Origin of the sequence: Methylobacterium gregans (assembly GCF_022179245.1) — a bacterium.
Classification (GTDB): Bacteria; Pseudomonadota; Alphaproteobacteria; order Rhizobiales; family Beijerinckiaceae; genus Methylobacterium; species Methylobacterium gregans.
Genome location: NZ_BPQM01000012.1, coordinates 35312 through 56631, shown reverse-complemented (window position 1 = coordinate 56631; position 21320 = coordinate 35312). Strand labels below are relative to the sequence as shown.

21 protein-coding genes are annotated in these 21320 nt (G+C 71.0%); 10 read left to right on the top strand and 11 right to left on the bottom strand.

Features of this window, described 5'->3' with window-relative positions:
- Positions 1–103 precede the first annotated feature (103 nt).
- Complete coding sequence (locus MFF54_RS03240) at positions 104–448, top strand: CsbD family protein (RefSeq protein ID WP_238301211.1); 345 nt, start codon at positions 104–106, stop codon at positions 446–448.
- Between the two features lie 178 nt (positions 449–626).
- Here MFF54_RS03240 and MFF54_RS03235 read toward each other — a convergent pair whose 3' ends face one another.
- From MFF54_RS03235 to pdxY, 4 genes are all read right to left on the bottom strand, one after another.
- Positions 627–1424 (bottom strand): 3-hydroxybutyrate dehydrogenase, encoded by a 798-nt coding sequence (locus MFF54_RS03235; protein WP_238301210.1) that lies wholly within the window; start codon positions 1422–1424, stop codon positions 627–629.
- Positions 1425–1525: 101 nt separating this feature from the next.
- Positions 1526–2281 carry an NUDIX hydrolase gene (locus MFF54_RS03230; RefSeq protein ID WP_238301209.1) on the bottom strand — a complete coding sequence of 252 codons (756 nt, stop codon included), beginning with the start codon at positions 2279–2281 and terminating at the stop codon, positions 1526–1528.
- Positions 2274–3161 (bottom strand): PhzF family phenazine biosynthesis protein, encoded by an 888-nt coding sequence (locus tag MFF54_RS03225; RefSeq protein WP_238301208.1) that lies wholly within the window; start codon positions 3159–3161, stop codon positions 2274–2276. The genes MFF54_RS03230 and MFF54_RS03225 overlap by 8 nt, the downstream gene beginning before the upstream one ends.
- A gap of 252 nt (positions 3162–3413) precedes the next feature.
- The gene (gene pdxY / locus MFF54_RS03220; protein ID WP_238301225.1) at positions 3414–4262 is read right to left on the bottom strand and encodes a pyridoxal kinase PdxY; all 849 of its coding nucleotides are present in this window, start codon (positions 4260–4262) and stop codon (positions 3414–3416) included.
- Between the two features lie 164 nt (positions 4263–4426).
- Between pdxY and MFF54_RS03215 the strand changes: the two genes are divergently transcribed.
- Positions 4427–4948: a DedA family protein gene (locus MFF54_RS03215; RefSeq protein WP_238301207.1), complete on the top strand. Its 522-nt coding sequence runs from the start codon at positions 4427–4429 to the stop codon at positions 4946–4948.
- 70 nt (positions 4949–5018) lie between these two features.
- Positions 5019–5525, top strand: coding sequence for an MmcB family DNA repair protein (locus MFF54_RS03210; RefSeq protein WP_238301206.1), 507 nt, complete (start codon positions 5019–5021; stop codon positions 5523–5525).
- Here the strand turns inward: MFF54_RS03210 and MFF54_RS03205 are convergent.
- From MFF54_RS03205 to rpoZ, 5 genes are all read right to left on the bottom strand, one after another.
- Positions 5522–6397, bottom strand: coding sequence for an NAD(P)-dependent oxidoreductase (locus MFF54_RS03205; RefSeq protein WP_238301205.1), 876 nt, complete (start codon positions 6395–6397; stop codon positions 5522–5524). The genes MFF54_RS03210 and MFF54_RS03205 overlap by 4 nt on opposite strands.
- Before the next feature lie 54 nt (positions 6398–6451).
- A complete protein-coding gene (locus tag MFF54_RS03200; protein WP_238301204.1) occupies positions 6452–7849 on the bottom strand; it encodes an ATP-binding protein in 1398 nt (465 codons plus the stop codon).
- Positions 7846–8565: a response regulator gene (locus tag MFF54_RS03195; protein ID WP_238301203.1), complete on the bottom strand. Its 720-nt coding sequence runs from the start codon at positions 8563–8565 to the stop codon at positions 7846–7848. Before MFF54_RS03195 ends, MFF54_RS03200 begins: the two co-directional genes overlap by 4 nt.
- 194 nt (positions 8566–8759) lie before the next feature.
- The gene (locus MFF54_RS03190) at positions 8760–10991 is read right to left on the bottom strand and encodes a RelA/SpoT family protein (protein WP_238301202.1); all 2232 of its coding nucleotides are present in this window, start codon (positions 10989–10991) and stop codon (positions 8760–8762) included.
- Positions 10992–11180: 189 nt separating this feature from the next.
- Entirely contained in the window at positions 11181–11594 is a 414-nt protein-coding gene (gene rpoZ / locus MFF54_RS03185) for a DNA-directed RNA polymerase subunit omega (protein WP_066926230.1), read from the bottom strand.
- 250 nt (positions 11595–11844) lie between these two features.
- Between rpoZ and fabD the strand changes: the two genes are divergently transcribed.
- The 4 genes from fabD (at position 11845) to fabF (ending at position 15469) form a co-directional block, all read left to right on the top strand.
- Entirely contained in the window at positions 11845–12780 is a 936-nt protein-coding gene (gene fabD / locus MFF54_RS03180; RefSeq protein WP_238301201.1) for an ACP S-malonyltransferase, read from the top strand.
- 11 nt (positions 12781–12791) lie between these two features.
- Positions 12792–13529, top strand: a complete 738-nt coding sequence (fabG, locus tag MFF54_RS03175) for a 3-oxoacyl-[acyl-carrier-protein] reductase (RefSeq protein WP_238301200.1) — start codon at positions 12792–12794, stop codon at positions 13527–13529.
- A 343-nt stretch (positions 13530–13872) separates the two neighbouring features.
- Positions 13873–14112, top strand: a complete 240-nt coding sequence (locus tag MFF54_RS03170) for an acyl carrier protein (RefSeq protein WP_066926221.1) — start codon at positions 13873–13875, stop codon at positions 14110–14112.
- A gap of 94 nt (positions 14113–14206) precedes the next feature.
- A complete protein-coding gene (gene fabF, locus MFF54_RS03165) occupies positions 14207–15469 on the top strand; it encodes a beta-ketoacyl-ACP synthase II (RefSeq protein ID WP_238301199.1) in 1263 nt (420 codons plus the stop codon).
- A 270-nt stretch (positions 15470–15739) separates the two neighbouring features.
- On the opposite strand, the gene MFF54_RS03160 is transcribed toward fabF, so the two are convergent.
- Both MFF54_RS03160 and MFF54_RS03155 read right to left on the bottom strand, forming a co-directional pair.
- A complete protein-coding gene (locus tag MFF54_RS03160) occupies positions 15740–16261 on the bottom strand; it encodes a winged helix-turn-helix domain-containing protein (RefSeq protein ID WP_238301198.1) in 522 nt (173 codons plus the stop codon).
- 169 nt (positions 16262–16430) lie between these two features.
- A complete protein-coding gene (locus MFF54_RS03155) occupies positions 16431–17144 on the bottom strand; it encodes a YidB family protein (protein ID WP_238301197.1) in 714 nt (237 codons plus the stop codon).
- A 305-nt stretch (positions 17145–17449) separates the two neighbouring features.
- On the opposite strand from MFF54_RS03155, the gene MFF54_RS03150 reads away from it, so the two are divergent.
- From MFF54_RS03150 to MFF54_RS03140, 3 genes are read left to right on the top strand one after another with little or no spacing between them, the layout of a single operon-like run.
- Entirely contained in the window at positions 17450–18103 is a 654-nt protein-coding gene (locus MFF54_RS03150; RefSeq protein ID WP_370880319.1) for a 2Fe-2S iron-sulfur cluster-binding protein, read from the top strand.
- 10 nt (positions 18104–18113) lie between these two features.
- Positions 18114–19082, top strand: coding sequence for an FAD binding domain-containing protein (locus MFF54_RS03145; protein WP_238301196.1), 969 nt, complete (start codon positions 18114–18116; stop codon positions 19080–19082).
- A gap of 9 nt (positions 19083–19091) precedes the next feature.
- On the top strand, positions 19092–21314 hold the full coding sequence (locus MFF54_RS03140; RefSeq protein ID WP_238301195.1) for a xanthine dehydrogenase family protein molybdopterin-binding subunit: 2223 nt from the start codon (positions 19092–19094) through the stop codon (positions 21312–21314).
- The last annotated feature ends 6 nt before the right edge of the window (positions 21315–21320 follow it).

The following is a 21320-nucleotide window of genomic DNA, read 5'->3' as shown; positions in this document are numbered from 1 at the left end:
CGGACGGGGCGAATCCGCATCTCGCACGTTCAGTGCTCGACGGACGGCGCCCGGGTCTCCCCTGACTCAAGCGGCGCCCCGCAACCGAATGGGAGAGACCACCATGGTTGACACGGATCGGATCGTCGGCGGTGCGAAGGAGTTCGCGGGCCGCGCGCAGGGTGCGGCCGGCGACTTCGTCGGCTCGAACCGGGACTCGGTCGAGGGCCGCTACCGCGAGGCCCAGGGCACCGCGCAGAACCTCTACGGCCAGGCCAAGGACACCGTCCGGGACGTGGCCGACAACGCCGGCAGCTACGCCCGCGAGGCCTACGACCGCAGCGGCTCGTATCTTCGCGACGGCCGCGAGGCCGTAGGCGCGCGCGTCGAGGAGAACCCGCTGATCGCCCTCGTGCTGGCGGGCGCCGTGGGCTACGGCCTCGCGCTGCTGCTCCACGGCCGCCGCTGAGCCGAGATCCACCCTCCCCCCTCCGCGGGGGGAGGGTGCCGAGCGGAGTGACGGTGCAGGCGTAGGCGGAGCCTTCATGCAGGCCGAGCACCCTTCGGCAGCCCGTCTCCCCTCTCCCGACCCGCTCCGCGGGCCACCGTCCCCCGCGGAGGGGGAAGGGCGAACGCGTTTCGACGCGCTACTGCGCGGTCCACCCCCCATCCATCGTCAGGTTCGCACCCGTAATCTGGCTCGCCCCGTCCGAGCACAGGAACACCGCGAGCGCGGCGACCTGATCGACCGTGACGAACTCCTTCGTCGGCTGCGCCTTCAGGAGCACGTCGTCGATCACCTGCTCCTTCGTCAGCCCGCGGGCCTTCATCGTGTCGGGGATCTGGGATTCGACGAGCGGCGTCCAGACATAGCCCGGCGAGATGCAGTTCACCGTGACCTTGTGGGCCGCGAGTTCGAGCGCTGCAGTCTTGGTCAGCCCCGCAATGCCGTGCTTGGCCGCGACGTAGGCCGACTTGTAGGGCGAGGCGACGAGCGAGTGCGCCGAGGCCGTGTTGATGATGCGGCCCCATTCCCGCCGCTTCATGCCGGGGATCGCGGCCTGCATGGCGTAGAAGGCCGACGAGAGATTGATCGCGATGATCTGTTCCCACTTCTCGCCCGGGAACTCCTCGATCGCCGAGACGTGCTGGATGCCCGCATTGTTCACGAGCACGTCGACCGAGCCGAAGCGCTCCTCGGCGTCGCGCACCATCGCGGCGATCTGGTCGGGCTTCGTCATGTCGGCGTCGGAATAGTGCGCCCGGACGCCGAACGCGGATTCGATGCCGGCGCGGGCGGCCTCGATCTCCTCCGGCTTGCCGAATCCGTTGATCACGACGTTCGCGCCCTCGCGCGCGAAGCCGCGGGCGATCGCGAGGCCGATCCCGCTGGTCGAGCCGGTGACGAGAGCGGTCTTCGCGCTGAGCGAGGCAGTGGACGACATGGGATCTCCGGGTCTCGCGCGGGCCGGACCGGCGCGCCTCTCCGGTGGGCAACCTGTCGCCGCGCGGGCCCGAGGACAAGGCCGGGCGCGCGACGGCCGGCTCAGGGCGTCACGTCCGCCTCCGCGGCGTCCGCCTCGAAGGCGCTTGCCAGATAGGCCCGCACGAAGGGGGGCATCCGGGCGGCGTCGATCTCGTGGGCGCCCCGCACCGTGACGACGCGCTCCAGTTCGGGCTCGGACTCGGCCAACCGGTGCCGCTCCATCCGGGCGGCGAGGGCCTCGGCCGTCTCGGGAAAGCGCGCGGGGTACAGGAAGGCGAGCTGCCCGTCGCCCCGCAGCAGCGCCCACGCGCCGGCCATGGCGTCCGCGATCCCGCCCGGCAGGGCGAGGCCGGTCTCCTCGCGCAATTCCCGCACGGCGCTGCCCGCGAGATCGACGACCGCGCCGCGCACGTCGTCCCGGTCCGGCGTGCCGCAGGGAAAGTAGATCTGCCCGGCATTGGCGGTGTGCGCGCCCATCTGCCCGAGCAGCACGGCGCCGTCCGCGCTCCAGGGCACCACGGCCGCGAAGGCGTTGGCGACGTGCCCGTCCGGCGAGCCGCCGTCGCGGTAGGCGATGAAGGCCGCGTAGCTTGTCTCGAAGAAGTCGATCCGGCAGGTGCCGTCCGCGATCGCGCACAGGCAGGAGAGCAGCACGGGACCGTCGAACAGGCCGGGCTGCAGGGCGAGGCGGCGGCGCCAGTTCTCGGCGATCCGCTCGGCGTTGTCCCGCGCCCAGGCCCAGTCGTAGGCGACGAGGCGCGCCTCGATACGGGCGAGGCGCACGACCTCGAAGCCGTAGGGGCGGCCCTCAGACATGCAGCGTGCCCTCCGAGACGAGCACGGCGCCGCCGCCGATCTCTACGGAGCGCAGGCCGTCGGCCTCGACCACCACCTGCAGGTCGATCGCGCTCGGGCGGCCCATCGCCTCGCCCTGCCGGATCGCCACGTCGTGCGTGCCGTCGCCCAGCGTCTCGAACTGCATCAGCACGCCCGCGAAGGCCGCGGCGGCCGAGCCGGTGGCCGGGTCCTCCGGCATGCCGAGCCGCGGGGCGAACATGCGGGCGCGGTAGCGCCGGCCCAGGCCCTCGGGGTCCGGTGCGTAGACGTAGAGCCCCTCCGCGAACCCGGCCGGGACGCCGAGGGGGCTGAGCGCGTCGAGCCGCTCCACCGAGCCGACGGGCAGGAAGGTGAAGCTCGGCCCCGCGCCGTGCCGGCTCGGTCGGTGCCGGCCGAAGCCGATCTCGTTGGCGGCGAGGCCGAGCGAGGCTCCGAGGGCTTCGGCCTCCTCCGGCTCGCCCAGATAGGTCGGCAGGACCGGCAGCTTGAAGCGCGCCCGCCCCCGCCCGGCGCCCGCCTCGACCACGCAGGGCACCACGCCGATCGCCTCCTCCAGGCCGAAGGCGACCGCGTCGGCGACCTCGGCCCTGGCGTCCCGCAGGGCCAGCAGCACGGCGGTGCCGACCGTCGGATGCCCGGCGAAGGGGAGTTCCCGCGCCGGCGTGAAGATGCGCAGCCGCGCCCGGTGGCGAGGCTCGGCGGGGGGTGAGACGAAGACCGTCTCCGACAGGTTGAACTCGCGGGCGATCGCCTGCATCGCCGCCGTGTCGAGCCCCTCCGCGTCGAGCACCACGGCGAGCGGGTTGCCCGCGAGCGGCGTCTCGGTGAACACGTCGAGGGTGGCGAAGCGGCGCGGCATGGGCGGCATCCTTAGATCGTGTGGCGGGGGCGGTCGATAGCGGGACGCAAGGCAGGGACCGTGCCCTGCCGACGCGCTGTTCGACGATACCTCTCCCCCGTCATACCCGGGGTTGTGGAGCGGGATCCGGGATCCAAGCCCACCGACGGATCAGGGCGATGAGCCGCGGTGTTCATGGATGACCGGGCTCGCCTTCGGTGCCCCGGAACGACGGCGGTGAGAACGTGCGGCCGGTGTGCTCTGCGAACCGACTCAGACGGGCGCCACGGGAAACGTCTCGCTCGGGGCGACGAACTCCTCCTGCGCGGCGACCGTGAGGATCTCGCGGGAGCCCGCTTCCGCCGTGCGCTTCAGGAGACCGTAGACGGAGGCGCCGGCCATGCCGAGGGCGAGGGCCGCCGAGCCGGTGCGGGCGTAGTGCACGAAGAACAGCGCGGCGATGCAGTCGCCCGCGCCGTTGACGTCGAGCGTGAGGCGCGGCGTGCGCAGGCACCAGAACTGCCCACCCTCGCCGGCCAGCAGGTCGATGGCGTCGGCCGGGGTCGCCTCGGTCATCAGCGAGGTGACCAGCACCACCCGCGGCCCCTGCGCCTGGAGGGCCCGGACGGCGGCCTTGGCGCCGTCGAGCGTGGCCGTCGCGAGGCCGGTCAGCGCCTCCAGCTCGAACTGGTTCGGCGTCACGATGTCGGCGGCAGGAACGGCCTGCTCGCGCATGAACTCGGGGATGCCGGGCCGGACGTAGACGCCCCGGCCGGTGTCGCCCATCACCGGGTCGCAGCAGTAGAGCGCCGCCGGGTTGGCGGCCCGCGCCGCCTCGACCGCGCGCAGGATCGCCGTGCCGATATCGGCCGAGCCCATGTAGCCCGAGAGCACCCCGTCGCAGGTCCCGAGCACGCCCCGCTCGCCGATGCCCGCCACCAGCTCCTCGATCGCCGGCCCGTCGAAGACGCGGCCGCGCCACGCGCCGTAGCCGGTGTGGTTGGAGAACTGCACGGTGTGGATCGGCCAGACCTCGACGCCGAGGCGCTGCATCGGGAACACCGCCGAGGCGTTGCCGACATGGCCGTAGGCGACGTGGGACTGGATCGACAGGACCTTCACGGGCCGCACACCTCTCTCGCGACGGGACCTGCCTGTTAGCGCCTTTGGGCCGGCGCCGCACCCGCGCGCGGCAGATCTCGAACCGCCGAGCTCGAACCGCGGAGCTTGCGCGGCGGCGATGTCCGCCCCAGATCGCGGCTCACCTTCCCCGCAACGGATGCCCGATGGATCTCGAAGCCCTGCGGACCACGGCCCTCGGCTTCGTGGAGACCCACAAGGCGTGGGCGCCGCTCTTCGCCGGTGTCTGCGCCTTCTGCGAGTCGATCGCGTTCCTGTCGCTGCTCGTGCCGGCCACCGTGATCCTCATCGGTATCGGGGCGATCGTGGGTGCGGCCGACATCCCGCTCTGGCCGGTGGTGCTGGCGGCCGGCACGGGCGCGGGGCTCGGCGACTGGCTCTCCTACGCCTTCGGCCGCCACTACGGCGAGAGCGTGCGCCGGATGTGGCCGATGCGCAACCATCCGGAGATGGTGGCCCGCGGCGAGGCCTTCCTGGCGCGCTGGGGGGCGCTCTCGGTCGCGCTCGGGCGCTTCGTCGGCCCGGCCCGCGCGGTGGTCCCCTTGATCGCCGGGATGTTCGGCGTGCGCCCCCTGCCCTTCCAGGTCGCCAACTGGACCTCCGGCTACATCTGGGCCTTCGTGCTGCTCGCGCCGGGCGCGGGGCTGCTGACGTGGTTCCGGAGCTGAGGCGTCCGCGCGCCGCAGGTGACAGACCGGGCTCCGTCTTGGCAGAGTGTGCCGAAACGGAACAGTGCCGATGCCCGCCCTCGCCGCCCGCAATCCCGACCCTCTCTCCGACCTCGTCCTGCCCGCCGACGGGCGCCAATCGCCGACCGCGCTCCGTCTCCAGCGCGGCGTGCGCCGCCTGTTCTCGGAGATGGGCTGCGTGACGCTCCCAGAGTTCTCGCTGGTCAACGGCCGCCGGGCCGACGTGATCGCGCTGTGCGGGGCGGGCAAGCTCACGATCGTGGAGATCAAGTCGAGCGTGGCCGATTTCCGGGCCGACCGAAAATGGCCGGACTACCGCGATTTCTGCGACCGCTTCTTCTTCGCGATCCCTGACACCGTGCCGGAAGCCCTGATCCCCGAGGAATGCGGCCTCATCGTCGCCGACGCCTTCGGGGCCGGCATCGTGCGCGCGGCGCCGGAGCACGCGCTCAGCGGTGCGCGGCGCAAGGCAGTGACCCTGCGCTTCGCCCATAGCGCCGCCCGCCTGCTGCACGCGCTCGCCGATCCGGGCGCGGTGCGCGAGGGGGCTCTCTAGGACTTCAGGCGCCCGCTGCGCCGGGCAGAGACCCGCGCGAGCGCCGACCAGTCCTTGTCGCCGTCGCCCTGGGCGATCGCCTCGATCAGGCCGTCGCGGACGGCGCTCGCGAAGGGCATCGGCACGCCCGCGGCCTCCGCGGCCTGAAGCGCGAGGCGCACGTCCTTGGCGCCGAGCTTGAGCGCGAAGCCCGCCGGCTCGAAGCGCTGCGCGGCGATCATCGCGCCGTAGTTCTTGTAGGCGGGCGCCGCGAACAGGGTGTTGGTCAGCAGGTCCAGCAGGTCCGCGCCCGCGACGCCGTGCGCCTCCGTGAAGGCGCAGGCCTCGCCCATCGCCTCGATCGCCGAGATCAGCATGAAGTTGCCGGCGAGCTTCACGGCGTTCGCCCGTGCCGGCTCGCTGCCGAAGCGCCAGGTCTTCGCGCCCATCGCGTCGAGGAGCGGCGCGGCGCGCGCGATCTCGGCCTCGGGCCCGGCGGCCACGATGTTGAGCGCGCCCCGCTCGGCCGCGTCCGGCCGGCCGAAGACCGGCGCGGCGATGTAGGGCACGCCCGCCCGCTCGTGGATCGCGGCGAGGTCCCGGGCCAGGGCCACCGAGATCGTGCTCATGCTGAGATGCAGGTCGGGCCGCTCCGGCGCATCGAGCAGGCCGCCCTCCACGATCACGGCGCGCAGGGCCGCATCGTCGGCGAGCATCGTGATCGCGGCGTCCCCCCGGAAGGCCTCGGCCGCGCTCGTCACCGGGGTCGCTCCGTCCAGCCCCTCGGCAGCGCCGGGCGAGCGGTTCCAGACCCGGACATTGTGGCCCGCGGCTACGAGCCTGCCCACCATCGCGCGGCCCATGCGCCCGAGCCCGATGAAGCCGACATCCATGCGGCGGTCCTCCGTGTGTTCGACGCCCCGACAACGCGGGACGGCGGGAAAAGCTCAGGCGGCGCGGCTGATGGGCTCCGGTGCCGGCACGGGCTCGGGCGGCTGCCGTCCGGCGAGCGGCAGCTCGATCGCCGCCGCGAGTCCGCCCTCCGGCCGGTTCTCCAGCACGAGCCGGCCCGCATGCGCCTCCACGATCGCCTGCACGATCGAGAGGCCGAGGCCGAACCCCGTCGCGTCGTTGAGATTGCGGGCTCGATCGCCGCGCACGAAGGGCTGCAGCATGGCCTCGCGCTCGGCTTCGGCGATGCCGGGGCCGGAGTCGCGCACCTCCACCCGCACCCCGCGGGGCGTCGCCTCCATCAGGACGCGGGCCTCGCCCCCGTACTTCACGGCGTTGTCGACGAGGTTGGTGAGGGCGCGCTGGAGGTCGTCGGTGCGGCCCTGGACCAGCACGTGGCGGCTGCGCTCCACCGCCACGCGGGCGCCGATATCCGCGAACCCGTCGCAGACCGTCTGCACCACGGAGGCGAGGTCGACCAGGGTGTGGCTGCCGGTGTCGCGCGCCTGCCCGTCGCGCACGAAGGAGAGCGCCGCCTCCACGAGGCCGTTCATCTGGTCGAGGTCGCGAAGCGTCGCGGCGCGGGCGTGCTCGTCCTCGATGAACTCGGCGCGCAGGCGCAGGCGGGTGATCGGCGTGCGCAGGTCGTGGCTGATCGCGGCGAGCATCTGGGTGCGGTCGTCGATCAGCCGGCGCACGCGGGCGCGCATCCGGTCCAGCGCCCGCGACATCGCCAGCACCTCGCGCGGGCCCGCCTGCGGCAGGGCGGCGTGGTCGTCGCGGGTGCCGAAGGCCTCCGCCGCGGCCTCGAGGCGCGCGAGCGGCGCGGTGAGCGCCCGCGTCGCCCAGACCGAGAGCAGCGCCAGCGTCAGGCCAAGGAACACGAAGGTGAAGATGATGGCGCCCTGGCGCGGCGGAGCGAGCGGATCGTCCGGCACGACGACCTGGAAGCGGGCGCCGGCGGGCGTCTCGATGCCGAGGCGCAGCATGGGCTCGCCGCGGCGGGTCTCGGTGCCGAGATCGGTGATGGTCAGCGCCCGGCCGAAACCGTCGCGGAGCCGACGGATCACCGCGTGGTCGGGCTCAGCCTGGCCGCCCTGTCCGTCCCAGGGCGCGATCTCCAGGGTGGGCAGGCTCCGGGCCGAGGCAGCGACGAGGGCGTCGCGGCTCGCGGGCTCGGAAGCGTCGAGCAGGCGCGCCACGGTGGCGGCGCGCCCCACCATCACGCCGGGCCGGTCGTCCGGCCGCCAGGGCTCGCGCAGGATGACGAAGGCCAGCGTCGCCACGACATGCGCCACCGCGATCGCCGCGACGATCAGCAGGGCGATCTGTCCGGCGATGCTGCGCGGGCGCAGCCGCTTGCGGAGCGCCGAGACTCTCCCTGCGTGCGTCATGACCGGGTGACCTCCGGCGTGAACAGGTAGCCCCCCGAGCGGATGGTGCGGATGATCTCGGGGTTGCGCGTGTCGCGCTCGATCTTCTGGCGGATCCGGCTGATCAGCACGTCGATGCTGCGCTCGAACGGCCCGGCGGCGCGCCCCTGCGTCAGGTCGAGGAGCTGGTCGCGGGAGAGGACGCGGCCGGGGCGCAAGCAGAGGGCGTGGAGCAGGTCGAACTCCGCGCCCGTCACGGCGACGCGCGCGCCCTCGGGGCTCAGCACCTGCCGGAGCGCGACGTCCAGCGTCCAGCCGGCGAAGTGGAGCTTGCGCACGCCGTCGTCGTCCGGCGCGCTCGCCGCACTGCGCCGCAGGATCGCGCGGATCCGGGCGAGGAGCTCTCTCGGGTTGAAGGGCTTGGCGAGGTAGTCGTCGGCGCCGAGTTCGAGGCCGATGATGCGGTCGATCTCCTCGGTCTTGGCGGTGAGCATCAGGATCGGGATCGCCGAGGTGGCGCGCAGGCGTCGGCACAAGGTGAGCCCGTCCTCGCCCGGCAGCATGATGTCGAGCACGATCAGGTCGACCCGGGCATCGCCCAGCGCCCGGTCCATCTCGCGCCCGTCCCCGGCGATCGTCACGCGGCACTCGTTGCCGCGCAGGTAGCGCGCCACGAGGGCGGAGATCTCCCGGTCGTCCTCGACAACGAGGATGTGGGGCGTGGCGGCTGCGGACATGGTCGGGCGTTCGACGGCGAGCATGCCGCTGTTATGCCTGGAGTTTTTTGGATATCGAAGCCGGAGGACGGGTGCAAATTTGTAACCGCGCGTTTCCCCGGGGCCGGCGGATACGTTCGGCAACGCTTCGGAAGCGATTTCTTTAGTCACGACGCCCTCTCTCCCTCGGCGGGGGAGGGAGAATTGCGCGTGTCCTACCCGTTCACCCGCTCCACGCGGCTCACCGCCCGCTTGCCGCGCAGCTCGGCCACGATCGCGTTGAGGTGCTGCAGGTCCCAGACCGAGAGGTCGATGGTGATGTCGGTGAAATCCTGCGTGCGCCGCTTCATCGAGATGTTGTCGATGTTGCCGTCGTGGTCGGCGATGACCTGGGCGATCTGCGCGAAGGTGCCGGGTTCGTTGATCGACTGCAGGGCGATCCGGGCCGGGAAGCGCTCGGTCGCCGGGCCCTCGATGTCCCAGCGCACGTCGATCCAGCGGTCGGGCTCGTTGTCGAAGGCGGCGAGCGCGGCCGACTGGATCGGGTAGATCGTCACCCCCTGCCCCGGCGTCAGGATGCCGACGATGCGGTCGCCCGGCACCGCGCCGCCGTTCGGCGCGAAGCTCACCGGGAGGTCGCCGTCGAGGCCGCGGATCGGAATGGCGTTCGGATCGGCGGCCCCGCCCCCTTCCGGCAGGGTCAGCCGGATGGTCTGGTCCTTCGAGCGGGTGAGCCGGCCCGCCCCGTTCACCGGAAGCTGGGGGGCGCTCGACGCGGCGGCGCGGCGCTCGTCCTTGTAGTCCGGATAGACCGCCCGCACGACGTCGCCCGAGAACATCTCGCCCCGGCCCACCGCCGCGAACACATCCTCGGTCGAGGCGCGGGCGAGTCGCGGCAGCGCTCCGCGCAGCTTGTCCTCGGAGAAACTCTTGCCGGCCCGCTCGAAGGCCCGGTCGAGGATCTGTCGGCCGAGCCCCGCATATTGCCGCCGTACCGCCGAGCGCGTCGCCCGGCGGATCGCCGCCCGCGCCTTGCCGGTGACGACGAGCGATTCCCAGGCGGCCGGCGGCGCCGCCCCGTCCGAGCGGGCGATCTCGACCTCGTCGCCGTTGGTCAGCTCGTGCAGGAGCGGCACGATCCGGCCGTTGATCTTGGCCCCCACGGCCGTGTTGCCGACGTCGGTGTGCACCGCGTAGGCGAAATCGATCGGCGTGGCGCCGCGCGGCAGGGCGATCAGCCGGCCCTTCGGGGTGAAGCAGAAGACCTGGTCCTGGAACAGCTCGAGCTTAGTGTGCTCCAGGAACTCCTCGGGCGAGTCACCTTCCGCGAGCAGCTCGATCGTGCGGCGCAGCCACTGGTAGGCGCCGCTCTCGGTGGCGAGGCGCGGGTGCATCCCGCCCTCCTGCCGCCCGCCCGCCTCCTTGTAGTGCGCGTGCGCGGCGATGCCGTACTCGGCGATCTCGTCCATCGCCTGGGTGCGGATCTGAAGCTCGACGCGCTGTGAGCGCGGACCGATCACCGTGGTGTGGATCGAGCGGTAATCGTTCTGCTTCGGGGTGGAGATGTAGTCCTTGTAGCGCCCCGGCACCATCGGCCAGGCCGTGTGCACCACGCCGAGCGCGGCGTAGCACTCGGGCAGCGTGTCCACGACCACCCGGAAGCCGAAGATGTCCGAGAGCTGCTCGAAGGCGACGGATTTGCGCTCCATCTTCGACCAGATCGAGAACGGCTTCTTCAGCCGTCCGCTGACCGAGGCTTGGATGCCCTGGGCGGCGAGCTTGGCGGTCAGGTCCTGCTCGATCGTCTCGACCATCCGCTCGGATTTCTGCGAGAGCGCGGTCAGCCGCTGGGTGATCGTCTCGTAGACGTCGGGCTTGAGGTTGCGCAGCGAGAGGTCTTCCAGCTCGTCGCGCAGCTCCTGCATGCCCATGCGGCCGGCGAGCGGCGCGTAGATGTCCAGGGTCTCCTGGGCGATGCGGGCGCGCTTCTCGGCCGGCATGTGGCCGAGCGTGCGCATGTTGTGCAGCCGGTCGGCGAGCTTCACGAGGAGCACCCGCACGTCCGCCGCGACCGCCAGCAGCAGCTTGCGGAAGTTCTCGCCCTGCGCCGCCTGCTTCGAGACGAGGTCGAGCCGCTTCAGCTTGGTCAGGCCGTCGACGAGCGCCCCGATCTCCGGCGAGAACAGCTCGCGGATCTCGTCGAGCGTGGCCGCCGTGTCCTCCACGGTGTCGTGGAGGACCGCCGCCACGATGGTGGCGTCGTCGAGCCGCAGGTCGGTGAGGATCGCCGCCACCTCCAGCGGGTGGGCGAAGAACGGGTCCCCGGAGGCGCGCTTCTGCGTGCCGTGGGCGCGCATCGCGTAGACGTAGGCACGGTTGAGCAGGGCTTCGTTCGCGGCCGGGTTGTAGCGCTTCACCCGCTCCACGAGTTCGTACTGGCGCATCATAATGCGGTGAAAGCCCTCGACCCGCGTCCCGGACGGCCGATCCCGTCCCCTGCCCGTCCGGCGAATGTCGTGCATTGCGGCGCGGCGCGCCAGATACCCCGCGTCGCAGCAGGGATGATTCCGGCGTCGCGGCAAAGAAAAAGCCCGGCGTCGCCGCCGGGCCCTGGCATCATCGCGGTGGCGCGGGGCTCACTCGCCGGTGTCTTCCTCGGTCTCGACCGGGGGCGCAAGGTTCTCGAGGCCGCGCAGCAGGTCGTCCTCGCTCATGCGGTCGAACTGCACGGCGCTGTCGTCGGACGAGGACTGGGGCGCCACCGCGGCAGCCGCCGGCGAGCTGGAGAGCAGCGGCACCGTCTCGGCCTCGGGCTCGTCCACCTCGACGTATTTCTGCAGCGAGTGGATCAGCTGCTCCTTCAGGTCGTCGGCGGTGATCGTCTCGTCGCCGATCTCGCGCAGCGCGACGACCGGGTTCTTGTCGCGGTCGCGGTCGATGGTCAGCGGGGCGCCGGCGGCGATCAGGCGGGCCCGGTGGCTCGCCAGCAGAACCAGCTCGAAGCGGTTCTCGACCTTCTCGATGCAGTCTTCAACGGTGACGCGAGCCATGCGGGGCGGCTCCTTTATATGCGTGCGGGATGTCGGATTGTGGGGGGCCTCTTACACCCGATGCGCTCTGCCAACAAGCGCAACGGCTTGGCCGGGGCTTGACGGGCGCGGGTTTTCCCGCCCGGGCCCTGACAGAGGCTCCGGCGTCGCGCCGATTTGCGCACCGCACGATTGACTTGGAGCAGGCGCGGTGCGACTGCGCCGCCCCACCCAAGGCGTTGATTCGACAAGCGGAGCCGCAATCTCAACCATGGCGCGCGCACTCATCTTTCCCGGACAGGGCAGCCAGGCGGTCGGCATGGGCAAGGCGCTGGCCGACGCCTTTCCGCAGGCCCGCGCGGTCTTCGATGAGGTCGACGACGCCTTGGGGCAGAAGCTCTCCGTCCTGATGTTCGAGGGCCCGGCCGACGAACTGACGCTGACCGCCAACGCCCAGCCCGCCCTGATGGCCGCGAGCCTCGCAGGCTTCCGCGTGCTCGAGGCCGAGCGCGACCTCGACCTCGCCCGGGACGTCGCCTGCGTGGCCGGCCACTCGCTCGGCGAGTACGCGGCGCTCGCGGCCGCCGGCAGCCTGACGATCGCGGACGCCGCCCGCCTCCTGCGCATCCGCGGCGAGGCGATGCAGCGCGCGGTCGCCCCGGGCGCGGGCGCCATGGCGGCGCTGATCGGCACCGATCCGGAGACAGCCCAGGCCATCGCCGCGGAGGCCGCGGGCGACGAGGCCTGCGACGTCGCCAACGACAACGGCGGCGGGCAGGTGGTGCTCTCCGGCCACCGGGCCGCGGTGGAGCGCGCGGTGGCTCTGGCGCAATCGCGCGGCATCAAGCGGGCGGTGCTGCTCAACGTCTCGGCACCCTTCCACTGCCGGCTGATGGCGCCCGCCGCCGAGGCCATGCGGACGGCTTTGGCCGAGGTCGCGCTCGACGCGCCCAAGGTGCCGCTCTACGCCAACGTGACGGCCGCGCCCGAATCCGACCCGGACGCGATCCGCCGCAATCTCGTCGCCCAGGTCACCGGCACGGTGCGCTGGCGCGAGAGCGTCGCGGCGATGGCGGCATCCGGCGTCACCCAGTTCCACGAGGTCGGCTCCGGCAAGGTGCTCTCCGGCCTCGTCAAGCGCATCGCGGCGGGGGCTACGGCCTCCGCCATCGGCACGCCCGACGACGTCGCCGCCTTCAGCCTCTAGGGAACCCGAGCATGTTCGATCTCACCGGCCGCAAGGCTCTCGTCACCGGCGCCACGGGCGGCCTCGGTAACGCCATCGCGCGGGCGCTCCACGCGCAAGGAGCGCACGTCGCGCTCTCGGGCACCCGGGCGGAGGCGCTGGAGGCGCTGGCGGGCGAGCTCGGCGAGCGCGCCCACATCGTCCCGGCGAACCTCGCGGATCAGGCCTCCGTCGAGGCGCTGGTGCCGGCGGCGGAAGCCGCGCTCGGCGGGCTCGACATCCTGGTGAACAATGCCGGCATCACCCGCGACAACCTCTCGATGCGGATGAAGGACGAGGAGTGGGATCAGGTCGTCAGCGTGAACCTGACGGCCGCCTTCCGCCTCTCGCGCGCGGCCCTGAAGGGCATGATGCGCCGCCGCGCCGGGCGCATCGTCAACATCGGCTCGGTGGTCGGCACCACGGGCAATCCGGGCCAGGCCAACTACGCGGCGGCCAAGGCCGGCCTCGTCGGCCTCACCAAGGCGCTCGCCGCCGAGGTGGCCTCCCGCAACGTCACGGTGAACTGCGTCAGCCCCGGCTTCATCACCTCGCCGATGACCGACGTGCTCAACGACAAGCAGCGCGAGGGCATCCTCGGCCGCGTGCCCGCGGGCCGGCTCGGCACCGGCCAGGAGATCGGCGCGGCGGTGGTCTACCTCGCCTCCGACGAGGCGGCCTACGTCACGGGGCACAATCTCCACGTCAACGGCGGCATGGCGATGGTGTAAGCGAAGCGCCCCCTCCCCCGCAGAGGGGGGAGGGAGGATCGCGGTGGGTGTGATGCACCCGCGCAACGCCTTGTACCCCTTGTGGATATTGCGGGGATGAACGCCTGCTGAACCGCCCCTCGCCAGGGGGGAAACGCTGTGTTAACACCCCGTCCGCCGGGCATGGGGGGTTGACGGCTCCGCGGGTTAACAGTCCAAGACAGACCCCGTGAGCGACGGGACGGCGCGCGACCGGCTTGGGGCGGTGGCGCAACGCTCGACCGGTTCGGTAGGGTCGGTTACGGCCCGAAACGCCTTCACCAGCAACACGACGATCAGATCAAGAAGACGAGGACCGGAAACGATGAGCGATATCGCTGAGCGCGTGAAGAAGATCGTCGTCGAGCACCTGGGCGTCGAGCCCGAGAAGGTGGTCGAGGGTGCCAACTTCATCGACGACCTCGGCGCCGACAGCCTCGACACCGTCGAGCTGGTCATGGCCTTCGAGGAAGAGTTCAACGTCGAGATCCCGGACGACGCCGCCGAGACCATCCAGACGGTCGGCGACGCGGTGAAGTTCCTGGAGAAGAACTCGGCCGCCTGAGGCGCCGGGCTCGACCCAAAAAACGCGGCGCGGACGGGGCCAAATGCCCCGCGCGCCGTTATTCGTTTCTGAGACTGGCAAACGGGATAGTGCGATGCGGCGGGTGGTCGTCACGGGTCTGGGCATGGTCACGCCGCTGGGCAGCGGTGTCGAGCACGTCTGGAGCCGTCTGATCGCGGGCGACAGCGGGGCGGCCAAGGTCACCTCCTTCGAGACCGAGGATCTCGCCTGCAAGATCGCCTGCCAGATCCCGCTCGGCGACGGCAGCGACGGCACCTTCAACCCCGACGCCTACATGGAGGTGAAGGAGCAGCGGAAGGTCGACCCGTTCATCGTCTACGCGATCGCCGCCGCCCATCAGGCGCTCGACGACGCCGACTGGCACCCGACCTCCCACGAGGACCAGTGCGCCACGGGCGTGCTCGTCGGCTCCGGCATCGGCGGCATCGGCGGCATCTACGACGCCTCGATCACGCTCCACGAGAAGGGCCCGCGCCGGGTCTCCCCCTTCTTCATCCCGGGGCGCATCATCAACCTGGCCTCGGGCCAGATCTCGATCGCCCACGGCCTCAAGGGGCCGAACCACGCGGTCGTCACCGCCTGCTCCACGGGCGCGCACGCCATCGGCGACGCGGCCCGGCTGATCGCCTTCGGCGACGCCGACGTGATGGTGGCGGGCGGTGCCGAATCGCCGGTCAACCGCCTCTCGCTCGCGGGCTTCGCCGCCTGCCGGGCGCTCTCCACCGGCTACAACGACCAGCCCACCAAGGCGTCCCGCCCCTACGACAGCGGCCGCGACGGCTTCGTCATGGGCGAGGGCGCGGGCGTGCTGGTGCTGGAGGAGTACGAGCACGCGCGTGCGCGCGGCGCCAAGATCTACGCCGAGATCATCGGCTACGGCCTCTCGGGCGACGCCTACCACATCACCTCGCCCTCCCCGGACGGCGACGGCGCCTTCCGCTGCATGACCGCCGCGGTGAAGCGGGCCGGCATCGACCCGGCCCAGATCGACTACATCAACGCCCACGGCACCTCGACGCCGATGGGCGACGAGCTGGAGCTGAAGGCCGTCGAGCGCCTGCTGGGCGAGGCGGCCCCCAAGGCCTCGATGTCCTCCACCAAGTCGGCCATCGGCCACCTGCTCGGCGCCGCGGGCGCGGTCGAGGCGATCTTCTCGATCCTCACCATCCGCGACGGCGTGCTCCCGCCGACCCTCAATCTCGACAACCCGAGCGTCGAGACGCAGATCGACCTCGTGCCGCACGAGGCCAAGCGCAAACGAGTGGACGTGGCGCTGTCGAACTCGTTCGGGTTCGGTGGGACGAATGCATCGCTGGTGATGCGGCGTGTGAGCTAAGACCCTTCCTTTTTTGTCTGAGGACTTGCCGTAAAACCGCACTTTCGTTAGATATTCGCTGGTTCGACATGCTGATTGGCCTGTCGCTCAGTTCTTTGACAAAATCTTTGTCAAAGACATGGTGGACGGGATGGTTTCCCATCCCGCCCGGTCCCCCCACGGGGCTGCGAATCGTAACAGGTGTTCGGACCTGAGTACGACCCGGAAGTGAGTCATGGCGGTTTCATTTTCGTCACCTCGCTTTCAACTCATATCACCCGGCGGAACCATTCAATTGGTATCCGCCGGGAACTCATTGTGATCCTCTAGATCTGAACCTTGAGAATCATCTTCAGAATGACGGTCTACGTCAGCGTAGGTGACGTCCTTTAAGCCCCACATAGGGCGCCCGGCAATCCTTAGAGAAATGAATCTTCCATCTCTTGAAAGAGAAGAAGATAAGTTCAGTTCCGGGTTATTCCCGCCAACGATTGCTCCTCGCGCACGCGCCAGAGGAACAAGCTCACTAATCGATAGTACTTCGCCTTTTTCTTTTAATATCGCAAACGCAGCATCGGCTTGGCTAGGCGATCCACCTGATGGCGTCTGTGCTTGGCGAAGACGTGCCCGAACGTTAGAGAAAGAAACATTACTCGCGGTTGACGGACTCGAAGGCATGTCCGCTACCATACCCGCATTGACGATATCGCGAATAGCTCGTTTTACCGCCTGCAATGCGACAAAGTCTGAGTTTAGTTTGAGGCGTTGCTCTATGGCGTCCTCAAGTTTTCGAAGCTCATCAACCGGATCCATAGCCACACCTCATAGTGGCAGCAGGATACGTCAGTCAAGAAACTTGTCAATGTCCCTTTGACGGTGAACATCAGAACAAAAATAGAACATACGAAATTTTTGCTAACTTTGCGCACACATACCAATCAGTCTCGCGTTCTTTGAACGTTCCTATATCGATTGACGAGCATCACCACCCCCGCCGCTCCCCCTCCCCCGGCACCCGCCCCTGAGGCGTGAGGCCGTTGATCACCTCCGGGAGGACCTGGGCGAGTTGGGTGAGCAGCGTGTCTCGGCTCATCCCCGTGGCGCGCTCCAGGGTGCCGACCGTGTCGGGGCCGAGCGCTTCGGCGAGCTGGTTGGGCTGGACGGGGCGGTTCTGGCCGTGGCCGATCCACGATTCGATCACGTCGCCGAGGCCGCCGCGGCGGAACCCGTCGATCAGGCCGTCGAGGCCGCCGAGATCGGGCCTGTCACCGGGCTCGCGGTCGAGATGGGCGTAGGGGCCGGCGCCGGGATCGCGGCCGAGGCCTTCGGCGCCTTGGCCGGGGCCGTCCAGCATGCCGGAGAGGTCGCTGAAATCGCCGGGCGGCAGCGGCGCGTCGCGGCGTCCGCCCTCCTGGTCCCAGCCGCCGGAGCCGCCGGCGCCCTCATCCCGGCCGTAGGGCCCGGCGCCGCCGCTGCGGTCGGCCTCCGGCCCCGGCTCACCCTGATGGCCGCGCCCAAAGATGTCGCCGAAGCCGCCGCTCGCGCCCTTGGCCAGCAGCAGCATCAAGAGCGCCTTCACGATCGGCGACATGGCCGAGCCCATGCCGCCGCCCTGCGGCCCGCCGGATGGCCCGCCCCGGCCGCCGCCGAGCACCTGGCCCAGCACCCCGCCGATCACCGTGTCGAGCAGACCCATGGCGTTCTCCTGTCCGCGTCCGCGTGGCCGCCGCATCCGGGGCTCAGCGCCGCCGGGCTTCGGGCGGGTTAACGGCGCGGTCGGCCGCGCGGTTGCGTGCGGGGCCCGCTCGCGCGGTTTCCCTTCATACTCTCGCTGATCGCACGGGAAGCAGGATCGGCGCGCGACCCCGCGCCGATACGGCGCAGTCTGGAGCGGATCCAACCTGCAAACCCCGCGTTCCCAGCTCGCACGGATTGCAGCGCGCGGGCCCTCACACGCTCCGCGCCGGGACCGGCCCCCGGGGCCGGCGCGGGATGAGTCGCATGACCGACACGAACGAGCACGGCGCGTCCAGGCTGACGCGGCGCACGGCGATGCAGGGCTGCGCGGCGGCCTTCGGCGCGGCGGGTTTCGGGTGGCCGGGCCGCCCGGTGGCGGCGGAGGCGGCGGGCGATCCCGACCCGCAGATGCTGCCGGTGCGCCTCTCGATCAACGGCACGGCGCGCGACCTCACGCTCGACAGCCGCACGACCCTTCTCGACGCGCTGCGCGAGCATCTCGACCTCACCGGCACGAAGAAGGGCTGCGACCACGGCCAGTGCGGCGCCTGCACGGTGCTGGTGAACGGCACGCGCATCAATGCCTGCCTCACCCTCGCGGCGATGCACGAGGGCGATGCCGTCACCACCATCGAGGGGCTGGCGGACGGCGACACGCTCCACCCGCTCCAGGCCGCCTTCCTGGAGCATGACGGCTTCCAGTGCGGCTACTGCACGCCCGGGCAGATCTGCTCGGCGGCGGGCATGCTCGCCGAGGTCAAGGCCGGCTGGCCGAGCCACGCCAGCGCCGACATCACCGCGGCGGCCGAACTCACCGAGGACGAGATCCGCGAGCGGATGAGCGGCAATCTCTGCCGCTGCAGCGCCTATCCGAACATCGTCGCGGCGATCAAGGACGCCGCCGGCCGCAAAGCCTGAGGGGCGCGCCATGAAAGCCTTTTCGTACGAGCGGCCGAAAACGGTGCAGGAGGCCGCCCAACTCGTGGCCGAGCGTCCGGGCGCGAAGTTCATCGCGGGCGGCACCAACCTCCTCGACCTGATGAAGCTGCAGATCGAGACGCCGCGCACGCTCATCGACGTGAACCGCCTGCCCCTCGATCAGGTCGCGGAGACGGAGGGCGGGGGCCTGCGCGTCGGCGCGCTGGTGCGCAACGCCGAGCTCGCGGCCCATCCGCGGGTGCGCCGGGATTACGGCGTGCTGGCCAAGGCCCTGCTGGCGGGCGCCTCGGGCCAGCTGCGCAACAAGGCCACCACCGCAGGCAACCTGCTTCAGCGCACGCGCTGCTACTATTTCTACGACACGACGAAACCCTGCAACAAGCGCGAGCCCGGCTCCGGCTGCTCGGCGATCGGCGGGTTCAACCGGATCATGGCGGTGCTGGGCACCTCCGAATCCTGCATCGCCACCAACCCCTCGGACATGAACGTCGCGCTGCGGGCGCTCGACGCCACCGTCGAGACCCTGGATGCGGGGGGCGCGGCGCGAACCATCCCGATCGCGGAGTTCCACCGGCTGCCCGGCGACCGCCCCGAGATCGAGACCGCGTTGAAGCCCGGCGAGATCATCACCGCGGTGAGCCTGCCGAAGCCCGTCGCCGGGACCCACGTCTACCGCAAGGTGCGCGACCGGGCCTCCTACGCCTTCGCCACCGTGTCGGTCGCCGCCATCATCGCGCGGGGCGAGGACGGCAAGCCGAGAGCCGCGCGCCTCGCCTTCGGGGGCCTCGCCCACAAGCCGTGGCGGGTCGAGGCGGCCGAGACCGCGCTCGTCGAGACCGGCTCGGCGGACGCCTCCGCCGACCGGGTGCTGGAGGGCGCGCGGGGCTACGGCTCCAACGACTTCAAGATCCCGCTGACGCGCCGGACGCTGCGCGCCGTGTTGACCGAGATGGCCTGAGGCTTCCCCATGGAGATGAACCAGCCGGTCGGCACCACGCCGCTCGACGCACGCCCCGACGGGCTCGTCGGCAAGCCCATCGACCGCTACGAGGGCCGCCTCAAGGTCACGGGCCGGGCGCCCTACGCCTACGAGGTGCGCGAGCCGAAGGATCCGGCCTACGGCTTCATCCTGGGCGCGGGCATCGCGAGCGGGCGGATCCGCGCCATGCAGGTCGGCGCGGCCCGGCGCGCGCCGGGCGTCCTCTACGTGATGACGCACGAGACCGTACCGCCCCAGGGTGAGAAGAAGGAGCAGGTCTCGCCCCAGCTTCAGGGCACCGAGATCCGCCATTTCGACCAGCCGATCGCCTTCGTGGTGGCCGAGACCTTCGAGCAGGCCCGCGCCGCGGCGGCGCTGATCACCGTGCAGTACGACACCGCGACCCCGAAGGCCTCGCTGCGCGACGCGCTCCCCGAGACCTTCAAGCCCAAGCCCGCCCAGACCGACCCCGACAGCGCACTCGGCGATTTCGAGGGCGCGTTCGCCGCGGCGCCGGTGAAGCTCGACGTGGAGTACACCACGCCGCCCCAGATCCACGCTCAGATGGAGCCTCATGCCACCATCGCCGAGTGGCGCGGCGACCGGCTCGTGCTCCACACCGCGAACCAGATGCTGAACCGCGGCCAGAAGTCCATCGCCGCCGTGCTGGCGGTCCCCGAGGACAAGGTGCGGCTTGTGAGCCGCTACATCGGCGGCGGCTTCGGCTCGAAGCTCCAGCCGCAGCCCGAGGCGATCCTCGCCGCGCTCGCCGCCCGGGTGGTCAACCGCCCGGTGAAGGTGGCGATGACGCGCCAGCAGGAATTCCACGTCGCCACCCACCGCACCGGCACGATCCAGCGCGTGCGCCTCGGCGCCGACGAGACCGGCCGCCTGACCGCGATCGCGCACGAATCGTGGTCGGACGCGACGCCCGGCGACCAGTTCTTCGAGACCTCGGCCAACGTCACCCGCTCGCTCTACGCGGCCCCGAACCGTATCACCCGCCACCGCATCGCGAACCTCAACGTGCCGGTGACCTCCGCGATGCGCGCGCCCGGCGAGGCGGTGGGCCAGCTCGCCTTCGAGTGCGCGATGGACGAACTCGCCGAGCGGCTGAACCTCGATCCGATCGAGCTGCGCGTGCGCAACGAGCCCGAGCAGGACCCCGAGAAGCAGGTGCCCTTCACGGTGCGCCAGCTCGTGCCCTGCATGCGCGAGGGCGCGCGCCTGTTCGGCTGGGAGAAGCGGCGGGCGGCGGGCACCCGGCGCGAGGGGCGCTGGATGGTCGGGCTCGGCATGTCGGCCGCCGCCCGGCTCAACCCGCTGATGCCCTCGTCCGCGCTGGTGCGGCTGAACCCGGACGGCACGCTCACCGTCCGCATGGCGATGACCGATATCGGCACCGGGACCTACACGATCCTCGCCCAGATCGCGGGCGAGATGATGGGGCTGCCCGTCGAGAAGATCCGCGTCGAGATCGGCGACACGGCCTACCCGGCGGCCGCGGGCTCGGGCGGATCGTGGGGTGCGGGCTCGGCGGGCTCGGCGCTCTACGTCGCCTGCGACAACCTCCGGCAGGCGCTCCTGCAGAAGGCCGGCATGAACCCGGAAGGGGCGGCGTTCCGCGAGGGCCGCGCCGCCTCGGGCAACCGCTCCGAGACGCTGGCCGATCTCGCGGGGCCCGACGGGCTCGAGGCCAAGGGCGAGATCAAGCCGGGCCGCCTGAAGGAGGCCTTCTCGCACTACTCGTTCGGCGCGCATTTCGCCGAGGTCGGCGTCGACCGCGACACCGGCGAGATCCGGCTGCGGCGGATGCTCGGCGTATTCACGGGCGGGCGCATCCTCAACGCCAAGACCGCCCGCTCCCAGGCCATCGGCGGCATGACCTTCGGGGTCGGCGCCGCGCTGATGGAGGACGCGGTGATGGATCCGCGCTCCGGTACCTTCATGAACCGGGATCTCGCCGAGTACCACGTGCCGGTCCACGCCGACATTCCGGCAATCGACGCGGTCTTCCTGCCCGAGCTCGACGACAAGGCGAACCCGCTGAAGAGCAAGGGGCTCGGCGAGCTCGGCATCTGCGGCGCGGGCGCGGCGCTCGCCAACGCGATCCACAACGCCACGGGCCTGCGGATCCGCGATTATCCGATGACCCTCGACAAGGTGCTCAAGGGCCTGGAGGAGCAGGAGCGCGGAATGCGGCGGAGCTGATCCGCC